At 62.5% G+C, this 16,508-nt stretch carries 19 protein-coding genes and 1 tRNA gene; 15 read left to right on the top strand and 5 right to left on the bottom strand.

The features are described 5' to 3' along the window. Positions 1 to 111 precede the first annotated feature (111 nt). Positions 112 to 201: transfer RNA gene (locus ACP15O_RS15310), tRNA-Ser, on the top strand. Between the two features lie 98 nt (positions 202 to 299). Here the strand turns inward: ACP15O_RS15310 and ACP15O_RS15305 are convergent. Then, entirely contained in the window at positions 300 to 566 is a 267-nt protein-coding gene (locus ACP15O_RS15305) for a hypothetical protein (protein ID WP_425096994.1), read from the bottom strand. A 71-nt stretch (positions 567 to 637) separates the two neighbouring features. On the opposite strand from ACP15O_RS15305, the gene ACP15O_RS15300 reads away from it, so the two are divergent. Next, the gene (locus tag ACP15O_RS15300; protein ID WP_425096993.1) at positions 638 to 1,189 is read left to right on the top strand and encodes a hypothetical protein; all 552 of its coding nucleotides are present in this window, start codon (positions 638 to 640) and stop codon (positions 1,187 to 1,189) included. A gap of 77 nt (positions 1,190 to 1,266) precedes the next feature. Here the strand turns inward: ACP15O_RS15300 and ACP15O_RS15295 are convergent, their stop codons facing one another. Together ACP15O_RS15295 and ACP15O_RS15290 are read right to left on the bottom strand one after the other, a co-directional pair. Further along, the gene (locus ACP15O_RS15295) at positions 1,267 to 1,746 is read right to left on the bottom strand and encodes a hypothetical protein (protein WP_425096992.1); all 480 of its coding nucleotides are present in this window, start codon (positions 1,744 to 1,746) and stop codon (positions 1,267 to 1,269) included. A gap of 2 nt (positions 1,747 to 1,748) precedes the next feature. After that, positions 1,749 to 2,357 (bottom strand): hypothetical protein, encoded by a 609-nt coding sequence (locus tag ACP15O_RS15290; RefSeq protein ID WP_425096991.1) that lies wholly within the window; start codon positions 2,355 to 2,357, stop codon positions 1,749 to 1,751. A gap of 199 nt (positions 2,358 to 2,556) precedes the next feature. On the opposite strand from ACP15O_RS15290, the gene phnC reads away from it, so the two are divergent. The 5 genes from phnC (at position 2,557) to ACP15O_RS15265 (ending at position 7,231) form a co-directional block, all read left to right on the top strand. Further along, entirely contained in the window at positions 2,557 to 3,372 is an 816-nt protein-coding gene (gene phnC / locus ACP15O_RS15285) for a phosphonate ABC transporter ATP-binding protein (protein ID WP_425096990.1), read from the top strand. A gap of 58 nt (positions 3,373 to 3,430) precedes the next feature. Continuing rightward, positions 3,431 to 4,333 carry a phosphonate ABC transporter substrate-binding protein gene (gene phnD / locus ACP15O_RS15280; protein WP_425096989.1) on the top strand — a complete coding sequence of 301 codons (903 nt, stop codon included), beginning with the start codon at positions 3,431 to 3,433 and terminating at the stop codon, positions 4,331 to 4,333. A gap of 66 nt (positions 4,334 to 4,399) precedes the next feature. Beyond that, positions 4,400 to 5,290 carry a phosphonate ABC transporter, permease protein PhnE gene (gene phnE, locus ACP15O_RS15275; RefSeq protein WP_425096988.1) on the top strand — a complete coding sequence of 297 codons (891 nt, stop codon included), beginning with the start codon at positions 4,400 to 4,402 and terminating at the stop codon, positions 5,288 to 5,290. After that, positions 5,287 to 6,600 (top strand): phosphonate ABC transporter, permease protein PhnE, encoded by a 1,314-nt coding sequence (gene phnE / locus ACP15O_RS15270; protein ID WP_425096987.1) that lies wholly within the window; start codon positions 5,287 to 5,289, stop codon positions 6,598 to 6,600. Before phnE (ACP15O_RS15275) ends, phnE (ACP15O_RS15270) begins: the two co-directional genes overlap by 4 nt. A gap of 10 nt (positions 6,601 to 6,610) precedes the next feature. After that, a complete protein-coding gene (locus ACP15O_RS15265) occupies positions 6,611 to 7,231 on the top strand; it encodes an LbetaH domain-containing protein (protein WP_425096986.1) in 621 nt (206 codons plus the stop codon). Here ACP15O_RS15265 and phnF read toward each other — a convergent pair. Next, positions 7,228 to 7,938 (bottom strand): phosphonate metabolism transcriptional regulator PhnF, encoded by a 711-nt coding sequence (gene phnF, locus ACP15O_RS15260; protein WP_425096985.1) that lies wholly within the window; start codon positions 7,936 to 7,938, stop codon positions 7,228 to 7,230. The two genes, ACP15O_RS15265 and phnF, sit on opposite strands and share 4 nt — an antisense overlap. Positions 7,939 to 8,051: 113 nt before the next feature. On the opposite strand from phnF, the gene phnG reads away from it, so the two are divergent. The 8 genes from phnG to ACP15O_RS15220 are packed head-to-tail and all read left to right on the top strand — an operon-like array spanning position 8,052 to position 14,248. Continuing rightward, positions 8,052 to 8,507 (top strand): phosphonate C-P lyase system protein PhnG, encoded by a 456-nt coding sequence (gene phnG / locus ACP15O_RS15255; RefSeq protein WP_425096984.1) that lies wholly within the window; start codon positions 8,052 to 8,054, stop codon positions 8,505 to 8,507. Further along, positions 8,507 to 9,076, top strand: coding sequence for a phosphonate C-P lyase system protein PhnH (gene phnH / locus ACP15O_RS15250; RefSeq protein ID WP_425096983.1), 570 nt, complete (start codon positions 8,507 to 8,509; stop codon positions 9,074 to 9,076). The genes phnG and phnH overlap by 1 nt, the downstream gene beginning before the upstream one ends. After that, entirely contained in the window at positions 9,076 to 10,164 is a 1,089-nt protein-coding gene (locus ACP15O_RS15245; protein ID WP_425096982.1) for a carbon-phosphorus lyase complex subunit, read from the top strand. The genes phnH and ACP15O_RS15245 overlap by 1 nt, the downstream gene beginning before the upstream one ends. After that, a complete protein-coding gene (locus ACP15O_RS15240) occupies positions 10,161 to 11,039 on the top strand; it encodes an alpha-D-ribose 1-methylphosphonate 5-phosphate C-P-lyase PhnJ (protein ID WP_425096981.1) in 879 nt (292 codons plus the stop codon). The genes ACP15O_RS15245 and ACP15O_RS15240 overlap by 4 nt, the downstream gene beginning before the upstream one ends. Next, positions 11,036 to 11,806, top strand: coding sequence for a phosphonate C-P lyase system protein PhnK (phnK, locus tag ACP15O_RS15235; RefSeq protein ID WP_425096980.1), 771 nt, complete (start codon positions 11,036 to 11,038; stop codon positions 11,804 to 11,806). The genes ACP15O_RS15240 and phnK overlap by 4 nt, the downstream gene beginning before the upstream one ends. 3 nt (positions 11,807 to 11,809) lie before the next feature. Beyond that, on the top strand, positions 11,810 to 12,493 hold the full coding sequence (phnL, locus tag ACP15O_RS15230) for a phosphonate C-P lyase system protein PhnL (RefSeq protein ID WP_425096979.1): 684 nt from the start codon (positions 11,810 to 11,812) through the stop codon (positions 12,491 to 12,493). Positions 12,494 to 12,496: 3 nt separating this feature from the next. Beyond that, on the top strand, positions 12,497 to 13,048 hold the full coding sequence (gene phnN / locus ACP15O_RS15225; RefSeq protein ID WP_425096978.1) for a phosphonate metabolism protein/1,5-bisphosphokinase (PRPP-forming) PhnN: 552 nt from the start codon (positions 12,497 to 12,499) through the stop codon (positions 13,046 to 13,048). Positions 13,049 to 13,108: 60 nt separating this feature from the next. Then, on the top strand, positions 13,109 to 14,248 hold the full coding sequence (locus ACP15O_RS15220; protein WP_425096977.1) for an alpha-D-ribose 1-methylphosphonate 5-triphosphate diphosphatase: 1,140 nt from the start codon (positions 13,109 to 13,111) through the stop codon (positions 14,246 to 14,248). 3 nt (positions 14,249 to 14,251) lie between these two features. Here ACP15O_RS15220 and ACP15O_RS15215 read toward each other — a convergent pair whose 3' ends face one another. After that, a complete protein-coding gene (locus ACP15O_RS15215; RefSeq protein ID WP_425096976.1) occupies positions 14,252 to 16,507 on the bottom strand; it encodes a hybrid sensor histidine kinase/response regulator in 2,256 nt (751 codons plus the stop codon). Position 16,508 lies beyond the last annotated feature (1 nt).

The following is a 16,508-nucleotide window of genomic DNA, read 5'->3' as shown; positions in this document are numbered from 1 at the left end:
TTGATTTTATTATGGGTGTTTGCCACGGCGCTGGCAACCGGGCGACAAGGTTTCATTTGCGTGTCCGAGAGGGCTTGCATACCCATAAGCCTATGAGTAGAAGGGCCGAACGGAGAGGTGGCCGAGTGGTCGAAGGCGCACGCCTGGAAAGTGTGTAGGCGGGAAACCGTCTCCAGGGTTCGAATCCCTGTCTCTCCGCCACTTTACCCAAATATTGTTGTTTTATTTCAATGCCTTAGGTGGAGTTTCGTTCGGGGTAAATTTTCGCTACCCACAGTCTACCCACAGGCTGCGCCAGTTCATTTGCCCTTCGCTGCCTTCTGCCCGGCATTGAACGCCCATTCCATCGCCCGTGCGATTTCGCCGTTCGTGTCGGAGTTGAAGCCATACTTCGTGCGCTCTGCACGACCGCCCATGATGTGCTTTGCGACCCGACGAAACGCGGCTTTGCGGTCCTTGGCTTCGGCTCGCTCTACGGGCGTGTCGCCCAAGACCCATGCGGCAACCTCTTTCGGCGGGAGTTGCTTCATACGGATGTAGAATGGGTGATCTTTGATGCTGGCCATGTACTGTTGCTCCCTCAAACTTCGATACCATATATAGTATGTTCCGACACAATACGCGACGGTGAGTTCCGATGGACATTACGAAGTACCTAGCGATCTATGCGGCGCTGCTTTCCACTGCTGTTTTCATGTGGAACGTTTCGCGTGCGCGACCCAAATTCAAAGTGAAGATGACGCTTGGAATGGAAAAGATCGAAGACGAGTATGTTTCCGGCGCGTACATTGCGTTGCAGAATCCGTCCGCTCATACGGTGCATATATCTGCGGTGGACATTCTCTACAGATATCGCCGTGAATCCCTGTTAGATCGGGTCAAGCACGCTTGGGAATTCAAACGGATCATGCTGCGCGTAGGTTGGGTCCACTACCCTCTGAGTATGCACGGCGTCGAAACGGGGCTACCCATATCGCTTGAAGCGGGCAAGTCACACATGATCTTCATTTCGGACGAAAAACTTGATGAGATCATAGAAGACGCATTGGACCGACGAATTATCGCTTCGGCGCAAGATGCGCTATGGCGTACTAAATACTCCGCAAAGTTCGACTATCCAAAGATGGTTCGCAAAGACGATCCTGCGCAAATTGAACAAAAAGAGGCCGCGCCCGAAGACGCAGCCTAATCGGCGCTGGTCCATGTCAGCGCCTATGCGATGGGGCGTGCCGCAGAGTACGCCGCGCCATCACAATGCGAAAAACGCTACGGATACCAGCACAGGTCCGCGACGGTCGCGCGGTCTTCGGCGGGTAGCGTCCAGATCGGCACGGCCAAGATCGCAACCGCGTCGAGGTCCAGCCCGGCCAAGCCTTCGGCGGCAAGTACGTCGCTAATCGAGGTTGCCGGATTGGCGATTGCGAGGGTCCAGACGTCGGGCAGATCGCCGCCGAGTTTAAACGTGAACAAGTGCCGGATACGTTCGACCAAGACCGGGTGGCCTTCGGGCTTCATGTCCAAGTGCGGCACCGGGACTTTGACAAGCTGCGATGTGGGCACGAAGAACACCGCACCCCCTTCTGCGAGGTCCGCGACGTCGGGATAGTCCGTCGTATCCGGGTCGGTCGGCAAGATCGTAGCATACGGCCCGAACGCGATTTCACTGGACATGGGCGCTTTCTTGAAACGCGACGCTTGGGCCAGCCAATCGGCAATGGCGGCGATATCGGTTTGGGCTTGGTTCATGGCTACGCGACCGCGACGTGGGTTTCGGCCTGTGCTGCGACGGTCGGGTTGTAGAAGCTGGAATGGACCCCGGCGATTGCCTTGTCATAGCGCGACAGAAGGGCTTGCATTTCAACGCCTTGGTCCATCGCCTTGTATGCGTTGGGGGCGTGTTTCTCTACGACGTCCAGCCGCATTTTCTGGTGCGAGTTCGCATTGATCCCCAACAGGAAGTTGGGCGCGTTGTAGATCACGGCGGCAAGCTGCGGTTCTTCCATCGCGGTCTTGCGGATTTCGGCAACGCCGCCGTCCTTCGCGGATTGCTCTTTGACCCATGCGATAATCTGTGCGTCGATTGCACCGCGTTCGCTGCGCAGTTCAAAGAATGCGTCGGCAATGGCCTGCCCGTCCTGCATCAAGTCTTCGGCTTTCCGCGCAAGTTGGTTGCGCTGGACGGCCAATTGGTTCGCCGTGTCTTCGGCAATGCGCTTGGCGGCGTCGTGCTTCGCCACGTCCGTTCGGGTCCGGTCGTTGACAAGGGCAATCGCGCGTTCGACGCCCTTTTGCAGAACGTCATGGGCATCGCGGATCGTTTGCCCCATGCCCTTGAACTTGTCTGCGTCTCCAAGCATGGAACGCCGCCCGGCGTTGGTGTTTCCGCAATCCGAACCGGAGGCCGCCTACAGGCGGGACGCGGCGGCTGTGTAGCGACATTCTGACGATTGCTGTGGGCTGATGCCGGGGCTGCGTCACAAAATATTTGCCTGACTGTCGCACAGAGTTTGCAGACTCGGTGTTTGTCTCCCCCAAGATGTGATCCGGGGGATGTGGATGCTTGTCTTTGACAAACTGACCAAACGCTATGGCGCGGTTGCCGCCGTGGACAATGTAAGCTTTGCCGTGGACCGGCCGATGATGATCGGCGTGATCGGGGCCTCGGGGGCGGGCAAATCCACGCTGTTGCGGATGCTGAACCGGCTGGAGACGGAAACCAGCGGCACGATCACCTTTGAGGGGCGCCAGATCACCGGGCTGAAGGGCGCTGACAAGCGTCGCTGGCAGGGCGATTGCGCGATGATTTTCCAGCAGTTCAATTTGGTGCCGCGGATGGATGTGGTCTCGAACGTGCTGCACGGCACGCTGAACCGCCGCTCTACCTTGCCGACTTTGTTCAACCTGTACCCAAGCAGTGATATTCACCGCGCGATTGATATTCTGGAACGTCTGGGGATCGAGGCCCATGCCGCCAAACGCGCCGAGGCCCTGTCGGGCGGGCAGCAGCAGCGCGTGGCGATTGCGCGCGCCCTGATGCAGGATCCCAGGATCATTCTGGCGGATGAACCCATTGCCAGCCTGGACCCGATGAATGCCCAGATCGTGATGCAGGCCCTGCGCCGTATCCACGAAGAGGACGGGCGCATTGTGATTGCCAACCTGCACACGCTGGATACGGCGCGGCGCTATTGCGACCGGGTGATCGGTATGCGCGCCGGACGTGTGGTGTTTGACGGACTCCCTGAGCAGCTGACCACTGGCGCGGCTCGGGACATTTATGGCGCGGATGGCTCTTTCTCTGAGGCCGCGACCAGCACCAGCATCGAAACGCTGGCCCGCCCTGCAATGGCGGACTTGGCCGAAACGGCCTGATCCAAAACCTTCACGGCCTGCGGATTGGCCGCGGGTTTTATCTCAATCGGAGTGAACCATGAAAAAACTGATTGCTGCCATTCTGGCAACCACCGCCCTGACCAGCCCGGTCATGGCCGACGAAATCAAAGAATTCCGCATCGGCATCCTGGGCGGCGAAAACGCCCAAGACCGTCTGAACAACAACGAATGCCTGCGCGCCAAAACCGAAGAGCTGCTGGGCGTCGAAACCAAACTCTTTGCCCCGGCCGATTACAACGGCGTGATTCAGGGCCTGCTGGGCGGCACCATCGATGCGGCCTGGGTGGGCGCCTCGGGCTATGCCAAAACCTACCTGTCGGATCCCGAAGCGGTGGAGCCGATCCTGGTGAAGGTCAACAACGATGGCGGCTATGGCTACTACTCGGTCGGGTTCGCCCGCAAGGACAGCGGCATCAAATCGCTGGACGACATGAAGGGCAAAGTCTTTGGCTTTGGCGATCCCAACTCGACCAGCGGCTTCCTGATCCCCTCGATCGAGATCCCTCAGGCCACCGGCGCGAGCATGACCTCGGGCGATTATTTCGGCGAAGTGAAATTCACCGGCGGGCATGAACAGACCATCGTGGCCGTGAACAACGGCGACGTGGACGGCGGCGTCACCTGGGCCGACGGCCTGGGCAACTGGGAAGACGGGTTCAACTCGGGCGCGCTGCGCAAAGCCGTGGACGCGGGCCTGGTGGACATGAACGAGCTGGTGCAGATCTGGCAGTCCAAACCCATCCCCGAGGGGCCCTTTGTCGTGCGCAAAGACCTGCCCACCGATGTGAAGGTCAAATTCACGGGGCTGCTGGCCTCGCTGAAATCCATGGACGAAGAGTGCGCTTACGGCGTGCTGCAAGGTGACGCCAAGGGCTTCATGCCGATCACGCATGACGCCTACGAAGTGATCATCGAAGCGCGCAAACTGAAATCGAACTAAGCGTTTTCATGACGTTCCGGCGGGCCCTGGCCATCAGGGCCCGCCAGTTTTTCAAAGGCTCTGATCATGACCGACCTGACGCACCCCGCTGGTGACACGCGCGCGGCCTATATGGCGCTGACGCGGCGCAAACGGATGTATAATTCGATTTTCCTGATCCTGTTCGTGGCCCTGATGGTGTCCGGGTTCATGACGGCCGATGCGCGCAATGCAGGTGGGTTCTGGGAGGGGCTGCACCGTTTTTTCGACTTCCCCGCCGAGGTCCTGGGCGAGGCCGCGCACAAACTGGCGGAATTTCCCGCCCATCTGCTGCATTTCCTGCCCGCGCTGATCGAGACGCTGAACATCGCGGGGGCGGCCACGCTGGTGGGGGCGATGCTGGCGATTGTGCTGTCGCTGCTGTCGACGCGGGGGCTGGCGCTGTGGCCGCGCGCGATCCCGGTGTTCCGGCGCAGCATGGACATCATGCGCGCCATGCCTGAAATCGTGATTGCTCTGGTGCTGATCTTTGTGCTGGGCGGCGGGCCGGTGCCGGCGATGATCGCGATTGCCTTTCACACCGCCGGTGCCCTGGGGAAACTGTTCTCTGAGGTGAACGAGAACGCCTCGCTCAAGCCGGTCGAGGGGTTGGAATCCGTCGGGGCCTCTTGGGTGCAGCGGATGACGCTGGGGGTGATCCCGCAGGTCGCGCCGAACTATCTGTCCTATGCGCTGCTGCGGTTCGAAATCAACATCCGCGCCTCGGCCATTCTGGGCTTCGTGGGGGCGGGCGGCATCGGCTATGAGCTGAAAAACGCCATGTCCTGGGGCAAGGGCAAATATGACGAGGCCACGGCGATTTTTCTGCTGCTGTTCCTGACGATCGTACTGGTGGATCAGATTTCCTCGGGGCTGCGGGATCGTTTGACCCACGGGAAACAGAACATGGGCAACCGCAAACTGGAGGCCACGCTATGAGCACCGCCGCAACGAACCTGGATCTGCGCCAGAGCGCCGAGCGCCTGATCGGCCGCAAACGCCTGATCGCCCTGGCCGCGCCGGTGCTGGTGCTGGCCTATCTGACCTACGTGGTCTTTGCCTTTGACATTCCGGGCCTGAGCGAACGCGCCAGTCTGGACAATGCCAGAACACTGGTGGCCGACAGCTACAGCTATAAAACCCATGTCACGCGCGATCTGCGCTCGGATCAGATCACCGTCGCGATCGAGGGTGAGCGCAAGGGCACATATCCCGAGGGGATGCGCCCCGATTGGGTCAGCGCCGGAGCCGATCCGGTGGTGGATCTGGGGCAGGGGCATCGCGTGACCCTGGGCGATGTGATCACCTATGAGATGCCGGACTATGGCACGATCCGGGTGACCTCCAGCCGGGCGCAGGGCGTGCAGGTGGAATTCCCCGGCGGTGTTGTGCCCGATTGGGCCAGCCTGTCGAAATCGCGCCTGGCCATCACCACCGAGGCCGGCCGTCTGAATGTCACCCGCACCAAGGCCGAGGTGTTCCGCTATGAGCTTGGGTGGGAGCTGTTCTTCTTTACCCTCAGCAGCCCCTATTACGGGCTGAGCCTTCCTGAACTGCTCAGCCGTGCGGCCGCAGGGCAGGCGGGGGCGATCTGGCACGATTTCTGGCACAATCCGATGTGGCATCACAGCCAGGTGGCGGGCGCGATTTTCGAAACCATCCTGATGGCCTTTCTGGGTACGTTCGGCGCGGCCATCGTGGCGCTGCCGCTGGCCTTTCTGGCGGCCAGAAACTTTGCACCGCTGATGGCCATCCGCTTTGCCGCGCGGCGTCTGTTTGATTTCTTCCGCGGGGTGGATGCGCTGATCTGGACGATCATTCTGGCGCGCGCCTTTGGGCCGGGTCCGCTGACGGGGGCCTTGGCAATCCTGATCACCGATACCGGCAGCTTTGGGAAGATGTTCTCGGAAGCGTTGGAAAACGTGGACAAAAAGCAGATCGAGGGCATCGAATCCACCGGCGCGAACACGTTGCAGCGCTATCGCTTTGGGGTGATCCCGCAGATCACGCCGGTGTTTCTCAGCCAGGTTCTGTATTTCCTGGAATCCAACACCCGCAGCGCCACCATCATCGGCGCAATCACCGGCGGCGGCATCGGGCTTTTGTTGACCCAGGCGCTGATCACGCAGAAAGATTGGGAGGAAGTCAGCTATTACATCCTCCTCGTGATCTTGATGGTGATGCTGATGGACTGGCTGTCGGGCCTGCTGCGCGCGCGGCTGATCAAGGGCTCGGACAGCGGCCACTAAGGACGAAACCATGCCAAGACTGACCGCCGACACCCCGTTTATCCACCCCGAGTGCGAAATCACGGCCTCGGATTTCGGCGCCTATGTCGAGATCGGCAAGGGCAGCCGCATCGCCCATTCGGTGTTTGGGAATTATTCCTACTGCGATCGTTATGCGGATGTGGCCAATGCGCGGATCGGCAAATTCGCCAATATCGCCAGCTTTACCCGGATTGGCCCGACGGATCATCCAATGCAGCAGGCCAGCCTGCACCATTTCCTGTATCGCTCGGACGATTACTGGGATGAAGCCACGCGGGACGCGGATTTTTTTGCGCATCGCCAATCGCGGCTGGCGCATATCGGCCATGATACCTGGATCGGCCATGGCGCGGTGATCCGCCCCGAGGTCCGGATCGGGGATGGGGCCATCGTGGCCGCCGGAGCCGTCGTCACCAGGGATGTGCCGCCCTATCAGATCGTGGCGGGCGTGCCGGCCAGCCCCTTGCGCGCGCGGTTCGAACCGAAGACCGCCGCGCGGCTGCAACAGCTGGCCTGGTGGGACTGGGATCATCAGACATTGCGCGCCCGCTTGCCCGATTTCCGCAGCCTGCCGATCGAGGCTTTTCTGGAGAAATACGAAACCTCCTAGTCCGGGGTGACGGTCAGGGTTACGCGTTCGCCGGCGAACCAGGTCAGCCCGTATTCGATGGGGCGGCCTTCGGGGCAGATGTTGATCCCGATGGATTTGAGCGCCGGATCGCCCTCGCGCAGGCGCAGATGCAGGGCCTGAGTGGCATCCAGCCGGACCGCGCTTAGCCGGGTTTGGGCGCGGATGTAATCGGCAATCCCGCAGGCCCGCAGCGCCTGAGTGACCGAGCTGGTCTTTTGCAGCGCGTCAGGCAGATCGGGCACGCGCGCGGCAGGAAACACCGAGGTAAACACCGCAATCGGCGCGCCTGCGGACAAAGACAGCCCCTGATAGTCGAACACCGGATCGCCGGGGGACAATTGCAAGGCGCTGGCCTCGGCGCTATCGCAGGCGCGGCGGGTGACGGCCAGCACCCGTTTCGAGGGCAGCCGGCCCGTTGCCTCGATCGCCTTGTGGAACCGCACGCGCCGGCCGATGGGGTAATCCGTGGGCGGAGTTTCCACGAACACCCCCGCGCCGCGCCGCGACCGGGTGATGCCGCGCGCGGCCATATCTGCCAGGGCCCGCCGCACCGTATGCCGGTTCACGCCGAAACGCGCGGCCAGGTCTGCCTCGGTGGGCAGCTTGTCTCCGGTGCCGTAATGCCCGGCCGCAATATCGGCCTCAAGCGCCGCAGCGATGGATTTCCAGACAGGCGTTTTGGCCATACGTGCCTCCGCGTCATTGAAATTTCATGAAACAGGCTTTGCAGACTCGGGCTCTGATCGCCTATGATTTGTGTAGTTGTATAGGAATCTCGACAAATCGACAAGGTGTCTAGATGGGAATGGAAACGGTGGATATTGCGGCGCGCAAAGGCTGGATGAGCCTGCTGGCCAAGGCCCCGGCGGCGCAGGTGGCGGCGCTGGCCGAACGGGTGCCCGACTGGCCCGATTTTGAATGGCTGCGCCTGCCTCAGGTGGGCGGGGTGATGGTGCGGGGCCGCGCCGGAGCCATCGGCGCGCCCTTTAACCTGGGTGAGATGACGGTGACGCGCTGCGCGGTGCGGCTGGGCTCGGGGCAGGTGGGGCATGGCTATGTGCAGGGGCGCGATAAGACCCACGCCCAGCAGGCCGCGCTGATCGACGCGCTGATGCAGACGGGCCGCGCGGATGAAATGCGCGCCAGCGTTTTGCAGCCGCTGGCTGAGGCCCAAGAGCACACCCGGCAGACCCGCGCAGCCAAGGCCGCCGCCACCAGGGTGGATTTCTTTACCATGGTCAGAGGAGAGGATTGATGCTGGACAAAAGCCTTCAGGGCGGCTTTGCGCAGCCTGCGGTCCAATCGGCGGCGGCGTTTCGCGCGGCGCTGAACGTGCTGGCCCGTCCCGGCCGCATCGCCGAGCTGCACGGCGCGCAGGCCCCCGCGCCGGTCTCGCCCGCTGCGGCGGCGCTGCTGCTGACGCTATGCGATGCCGAAACGCCGGTTTTCCTGGCCCCCGGCCACGATGGGGCAGAGGTGCGCGACTGGGTGGCCTTTCATATCGGGGCGCCCATCGTTGCGGCGTCCCAGGCGCAATTCGCGCTGGGGACATGGGCCGCGCTGACTCCGCTGAGCGCCTATCCGGTGGGGGATGCCGAATATCCGGACAGGTCTGCCACGTTGATTGTGGAACTGGATGCGCTGTCGAACTCGGGTCCGCGCCTGACCGGCCCCGGTATCCAAAGCCACGCCCGCCTGTCGCTGCCCGAAACGGCGGCCTTCCGTGCGAACCGCCAGCTGTTCCCGCTGGGGCTGGATTTCTACTTTGCTGCGGGCCACCGCCTGGCCGGTCTGCCGCGCAGCACCCTTGTGGAGGATCTGTGATGTATGTCGCTGTCAAAGGGGGCGAGCGCGCCATTGATAACGCCCATGACTGGCTGGCCGAGGAACGCCGGGGCGATCCGGATATATCCGAGCTTAGCCTGGCACAGATCCGCGAGCAGCTCTCGCTGGCGGTGAACCGGGTGATGGCCGAGGGCTCGCTCTATGATCCGGATCTGGCCGCGCTGGCGATCAAACAGGCGCGGGGCGATCTGATCGAGGCGATTTTCCTGATCCGCGCCTATCGGACGACCTTGCCGCGGATCGGGCATTCGCACCCGGTTGAGACCTCGAAAATGGCCTGCGACCGGCGCATTTCGGCCACGTATAAGGACGCGCCGGGCGGGCAGGTGTTGGGGCCCACCTTTGATTACACGCACCGCTTGCTGGATTTCAAACTGGCAGCCGAGGGCGAGGCTCCGCAGGCGCAAACCGCCCCCGCGCCCAAAGGCGACATGCCCCATATCGCCGCGTTCCTGTCCGACGAAGAATTGCTGCAAGCAGAGCCCCAATCGCAGGAAACCCCGCCCGACATGACGCGCAAACCGATGGAATATCCGGCGGATCGGGCGTTGCGGCTTCAGGCGCTGACACGCGGGGACGAAGGGTTCGTGCTGGGCATGGCCTATTCCACGCAGCGCGGATACGGGCGCAATCACCCCTTTGTGGGCGAGCTGCGGATCGGGCAGGTGGCTGTGGAAATGGACATCCCCGAGCTGGGCTTCGCCATTGAAATCGGCGAAATCACCCTGACGGAATGCGAGACGATCAATCAGTTCCTGGGCTCGAAATCCGAACCGCCGCAATTCACGCGGGGCTATGGGCTGGTGTTTGGTCAGACCGAACGCAAGGCGATTTCAATGGCGCTGGTGGACCGTGCCCTGCGCTGGCAGGAACTGGGCGAGGAGAACATGGGCGCCCCAGCGCAGGATGAGGAATTCGTGCTGTCTCATGCCGACAACATTCAGGCGACGGGGTTTTTGGAACATATCAAACTGCCCCATTACGTGGATTTCCAATCGGAACTGGAGCTGATCCGCAAAGTCCGCGCCGAGGCCATGGTCTCGCAAACCCAGGAGGCCGCAGAATGAGCGACTATAACTTCGCCTATCTGGACGAGCAGACCAAACGCATGATCCGCCGCGCGATCCTCAAGGGGGTGGCGATCCCCGGATACCAAGTGCCCTTTGCCAGCCGCGAGATGCCCATGCCCTATGGCTGGGGCACGGGCGGTGTGCAGGTGACGGCGGCCTGCCTGACGCCCGATGACTGCCTGAAGGTGATTGACCAGGGCGCTGATGACACCACCAATGCCGTGTCCATCCGCAAGTTTTTCCAACGGACGGCGGATGTGGCCACGACCGAACGCACCGCCGAGGCCACGGTGATCCAGACCCGCCACCGCATTCCCGAACTGCCCCTGACCGAGGATCAGATCCTGGTCTATCAGGTGCCCATCCCCGAACCCCTGCGCTTTCTGGAACCGCGCGAGACCGAGACGCGCAAGATGCACGCTTTGGAAGAATACGGGCTGATGCATGTGAAACTGTACGAAGACATCGCGCGCCACGGCCATATCGCCACGGCCTATGCCTATCCGGTGAAGGTCGAGGGGCACTATGTGATGGATCCCAGCCCGATCCCGAAATTCGATAACCCGAAACTGGAAAGCGCCGCAATTCAGCTGTTTGGCGCGGGGCGTGAACAGCGCATCTACGCCATTCCGCCCTACACTCAGGTTGTCAGCCTGGACTTTGAGGACCACCCGTTTCAGCCCATGCGCGCGGAACATGACTGCGATCTGTGCGGCGCGCAGGGCAGCTATCTGGACGAGGTGATCACAGACGATCAGGGCGGGCGGATGTTTGTCTGCTCGGACACGGATTTTTGTGAAACCCGCCGCGATCAGGGCCATCGTGGCCGCCTGGCCCCGCCGGATCTGACCCCGCAGGAGGAAACCGCATGACCCCGCTTTTGTCGGCGCGCAATGTCGCGAAATACTATGGCGTCCGGATCGGCTGTACCGATGTCAGTTTTGATCTGTTTCCCGGCGAAGTGCTGGGGATCGTGGGCGAGTCCGGGTCGGGCAAGTCCACACTCCTGAACTGCCTTGCCGGTCATCTGACCCCAGATGCCGGTGAGGTCTTGTTCGACACGCGCACCGATGGGCCGCGCGACACGCTGCAAATGTCCGAGCCCGAACGGAGGATGCTGTCGCGCACCGATTGGGCCTTTGTGCATCAACATGCGCGCGATGGGCTGCGCATGGGCGTCAGCGCGGGCGGCAATGTGGGCGAGCGGCTGATGGCCGTGGGCGCGCGCAATTACGCGGGCATCCGGGCGCAGGCGATCGACTGGCTGGGCCGTGTGGAAATCACCGAGGACCGCGTGGATGACCGCCCCACGGCATTCAGCGGCGGGATGCAGCAACGCTTGCAAATCGCGCGCAATCTGGTGACGGGGCCGCGGCTGGTGTTCATGGATGAACCGACCGGAGGCCTGGATGTGTCGGTGCAGGCGCGTCTGCTGGATCTGCTGCGCGGATTGGTGCGTGAAATGGGCCTCAGCGCGATCATCGTCACCCATGATCTGGCCGTGGTGCGTCTGCTGGCGGACCGGCTGATGGTGATGAAGTCGGGCCATGTGGTGGAACAGGGCCTGACCGATCAGGTGCTGGACGATCCGCAGCACGCCTATACCCAGCTTCTTGTGTCCTCGATTTTGCAGGTCTGAGCCATGATCCGAATTGAAAACCTCTCGAAATCCTTCACGCTGCACAATCAGGGCGGCGCGGTTATCCCGGTGATGGAGGGCGCGCAGTTCTCGGTTGCGGCCGGAGAATGCGTGGCCCTGATCGGCAATTCCGGCGCGGGGAAATCCACGCTGATGCGGATGATCTATGGCAATTACCTGTCGGCCTCGGGGGCGATCTGGGTGGGGAATGTGGATGTGGCCAGCGCCGCGCCGCGTGAGATTTTGCAATTGCGCCGTGAAACGCTGGGCTATGTCAGCCAGTTCCTGCGCGTGGTGCCCCGCGTGCCCACGCTGGAGGTGGTGGCCGAGCCGCTGCTGGCCATCGGCACCGACCGCGACATCGCATTGGAGCGCGCCCGCCACCTGCTAAGCCGGCTGAACATTCCCGAAACCCTGTGGAGCCTGTCGCCCACCACCTTTTCGGGCGGGGAACAGCAGCGGGTGAATATCGCGCGCGGGTTTGCTCATACCTATCCGGCGATGCTGCTGGACGAACCCACGGCCAGCCTGGATGCCACCAACCGCGAAACCGTGCTGTCCCTGATCCAAGAGGCCAAATCGCGCGGCGCGGCTGTTATCGGCATTTTTCACGATCATGACGCGCGCGAACGTGTGGCCGACCGGCAGATTGACGTCTCGGCCTTTACCCCCGCGCGGGCGGCCTGAGCGATGGGGCAGGGTGCCATATTCGCGGTTGTCGGCCCCTCGGGCGTGGGTAAGGACACGCTGATGGCGGCCGCCCTGGCCGCGCGGCCGGATCTGTATCTGGTCCGGCGGGTGATCACGCGGCCCGCTTCGGCGGGGGGCGAGGATTTCGAGGCCGTCAGCCCCGATGAATTCGCCCGCCGCGCCGCAGCCGGAGCCTTCGTGCTGCATTGGCAGGCGCATGGGCTGTCCTATGGCATTCCGCGCCGCGCTGTCTTGGCCGCTGCGCAGGGGCGCACGGTTCTGTTCAACGGATCGCGCGCAATGCTGACCCAGGCGGCGCAGGTGTTTGACGATCTGCGTGTGCTGCATATCCGCGCCACGGATGCGGCGCTGGCGCAGCGCCTGCAAGCGCGGGGGCGCGAAACGGCTGAAAGCATCGCCGCCCGGCTGGAACGGGCCCGGCTACCCCTGCCTGCGGGGCTGAAGGTGGTGGACATTGATAACTCGGGCGCGTTGGATCAGGCGGTGACGGCTTTTCTGGCGGCGCTGGACACTGAAACAGAAGGCGCGTGAAACTGTCATTCAGACGTCACGCAACCGTGCCATGCGCGGGTATCCGAACGGAGAGAAAACATGACGACCCTCACCCTGGCCAACGCTCATATCGTGCTGGAAAAGGACGTGCTGCACGGCGCGATTGAGATGCGGGATGGTAAGATCGCGGCCATCACCCCCGGCGGGGCGGTGCCTGCGGGGGCGGTGGATGTGGCAGGCGATCTGATCATCCCCGGCCTGATCGAGCTGCACACCGATAACCTTGAACGCCACATCCAGCCCCGCCCCAAGGTGGACTGGCCCCATGCCGCCGCGATCCTGGCGCATGATGGGGAACTGGCCTCGGTTGGGGTGACCACGGTGTTTGACGCGATGCGCGTGGGATCCATTCCCAATGGCAAGGGGCGCTATGTGAAATACGCCCGCCCCCTGGCATCGGAACTGTGGGAGCTGCGCGCCGCCGGGGCCTTGCGGATCAATCACTATCTGCATCTGCGGGCCGAGGTCTGCTCGGAAACGCTGATCGAGGAAATGGCCGAGTTCGGCCCGCAGGATCGCGTCGGTATCGTCAGCCTGATGGATCACACGCCCGGCCAGCGGCAATTTCGCGATATTTCCAAGCTGAAAATGTATGTCCAGGGCAAGCTAAGCCTGAATGACAGCGAATTCGACGCCCATGTGGCGCAGCTTTATGCGCTGCGTGCGGCAAATGGCGACCGGCACGAGGCCGCCGCCGTGGCCGAGGCTGCGCGCTATGGTGCGGTGCTGGCCAGCCATGACGATACCACCCGCGATCACGTTGTCACCAGCGCCGCCCATGGGATCGGGCTGGCCGAATTCCCCACCACGGTAGAGGCCGCGCAGGCCTGTCATGATCATGGAATAAAGGTGATGATGGGCGCACCGAACCTGATCCGGGGGGGCTCGCATTCGGGCAATGTGGCCGCGCATGAGCTGGCTGAAAAAGGCCTGCTGGATATTATCAGCTCGGATTACGTGCCCTCGGCGCTGATGACCTCGGCGTTTTTGCTGGCCGATCTGTGGGATGATCTGCCCCGCGCGATTGCCACGGTGACGGCCACGCCCGCGCGCGCGGCGGGGCTGATGGATCGCGGGCGCATTGCCGAGGGGCTGCACGCCGATCTGGTGCGCATCACACGGGTGCAGGGCACGCCGGTCATTCGCGGCGTGTGGTGTCACGGCCGGCAGGTGGGCTAAGCGTTACTGCGTGATCGCGTCATGCGGCCGCCAGCCCCGCGGTTTGGGCGGCGGTTCGGATTTGGGGTTGCGCAGGAAATCGCGCAGCATCGTTGGCTCGATCGGTTTGTACAAAAGCGGCAGGCTGGCGCGCGCGCAGGCCTGCACCAGCTCTGTCGAGCGATTGGCCGAGATGATACAGGCCGGCACCGCCCCGCAGCGCGCCCGCACCTGAGCAACGGCATCCAGACCGTTTTTGCCCTCGTCCAGCTGGTAATCGGCCACCACGACATCCGGGCTCAGATCAATTTCATCCAGCAGGTCCAGCGCCTCCTGGCCGCTTTTGCAGGCCAGCACATCGACGCTCCATTGTTCCATCGTGATGGTCAGCGCATTGCGCAGCTCATCGTCATTTTCCACCAGCAGGACAACCATATTGCTGAAATCATTGGCTTGCAGACGGGCACCATAGACGGGCGCATGGACCGGCACGGCATGGACCTGCGCGCGCGGCAATTCCACAGAAAAGACCGTCCCGCGCCCCACTTCGGAGTCCAGATGCAAGGGATGCTGCAACAGCGCGCAGGCCCGTTCCACGATGGCCAGGCCCAGCCCCATCCCATCGGCCGCGCTGGCCGTGGCATTGAGGCGCTGGAACTCGCCGAAAATCGTGTCCTGCTCGTCCTCGGCGATGCCGGGGCCGGTGTCCCAGACCTCGACCCGGACCTTGTTGGGCAGGTTGCGCACGCCCACCAGAACCTTGCCCGATTGGGTATAGCGCACCGCGTTGGACATCAGGTTTTGCAAAATGCGCTGCAAATAGGTGGCATCGCTGGCAATTTTCGCACTGGTGGGGACCAGCCGGAAATCCAGCCCCTTGGCCTGCGCCTTGGGGCCCAGCTCGTCGCCCAGCTGCCGCAGCATCAGCCCCAGATCAATCGTGGACAGATGGGTGTTCGCCAGCCCCGAATCCAGTTTCGAGATGTCCAGCAGCGCGCCCAGGATGTTCTCGACGCTTTGCAGCGCGGCGCTGGCTTTGGTCATCAATTTGCCCGGCTCGGTGCCCTTCATGTCATTTTGCAGCGAGGCCATGTACAGTTTGGCCGCCGACAGGGGCTGCAACAGATCGTGGCTGGCCGCCGCCACGAAGCGCGATTTCGAGGCATTGGCGCGCTCGGCCTCGGACAGGGCGTCCTCCAGTTCCAGCGTGCGCTCCAGCACCCGGTGTTCCAGCGATTCCTTGGTTTCGGTCATGGCGCGGATCGCCATGCGTTCGGCGGTGATGTCGGTGAAGCTGATCACAAAGCCCTTATCGGGCATTTCCTGCATGAACACCGCCAGCGTCAGATCCAGCCCGCGCTGCATTTCAAAGGACAGCGGCTCGCGGGTGATTTTGCCCTCGGCCCAATCGACCAGCTCGTCCAGGGTGATCCAGTCCGACAGGGTATAGGCGTTGCGAAAATGGTTGCACATGGTGGTGAATTTGCTGCCCAGATGAAAGCGTTTCACCTGCACCGACAGCAGTTCCGAGACCCGGTGATTCCACCCCACCAGCCGGCCGAAACTGTCAAAGATACACACGCCCTGCTTCAGATGTTCCAGCGTGGCGCGGATCAGGCGGGCCTGATCGTCCATCAGGCGCTCGCGTTCCTGACGTTCCAGGCGCACGATGTCGGTCACATCCGTTTGCAAGATCACCGTCCCGCCCGAGGCCGTCCGGTGCTCGGACACCTGAATCCAGCGTTTGCCGGTCAGGCGGACGTTGAAGATCACGCTGCTGTCCTTGTGCCGCTCCATGCGGCGCGATTCCCATTGTTCCGGGGTTTCCGAGGGCGGCAGCGACAAAAACCGCGAACGCGAGACCTGGCGCACATAGTCGCGAAACAGCAGGCCCGGTTTCAGCCGGTCGCGGATGTCGCCCATATGCATCCCGAACCGGCTGTTACACATGACCATTTCTTCGTCCGCATTGAACAGGGCAAAGCCCTCTTGCACGGTTTCGATCGCATTGGCCAGATCGGCGCGGGCGGCCTCGGTTTCCTGGTTGGCGATGGCCAGTTTGGCGTTGGATTCGTTCAGCAGGTCCAGCGCGCGTTCCAGATCGCGGGTCCGGGCGCGGACCTCTTCCTCCAGCATGACGGCGCGCTGGAACTGCGCATAGGCCACGCCCGAGCTGTCAGTGTCCTGCTCGACCCGGCGCATCAGGGTCGAGACGATCTTCAGCAGTTTTTCGTTTTGCCTCTCCAGGCTATCGCCAGAGTTGATCAGGCCGTTCAGCATG

Origin of the sequence: Youngimonas ophiurae (nom. illeg.) (assembly GCF_049803795.1) — a bacterium.
In the GTDB taxonomy this organism is placed as follows: Bacteria; Pseudomonadota; Alphaproteobacteria; order Rhodobacterales; family Rhodobacteraceae; genus Thalassobius.
Note: the sequence above shows the minus strand (reverse complement) of the source record. Positions and strands in the feature narration are given on the sequence as shown.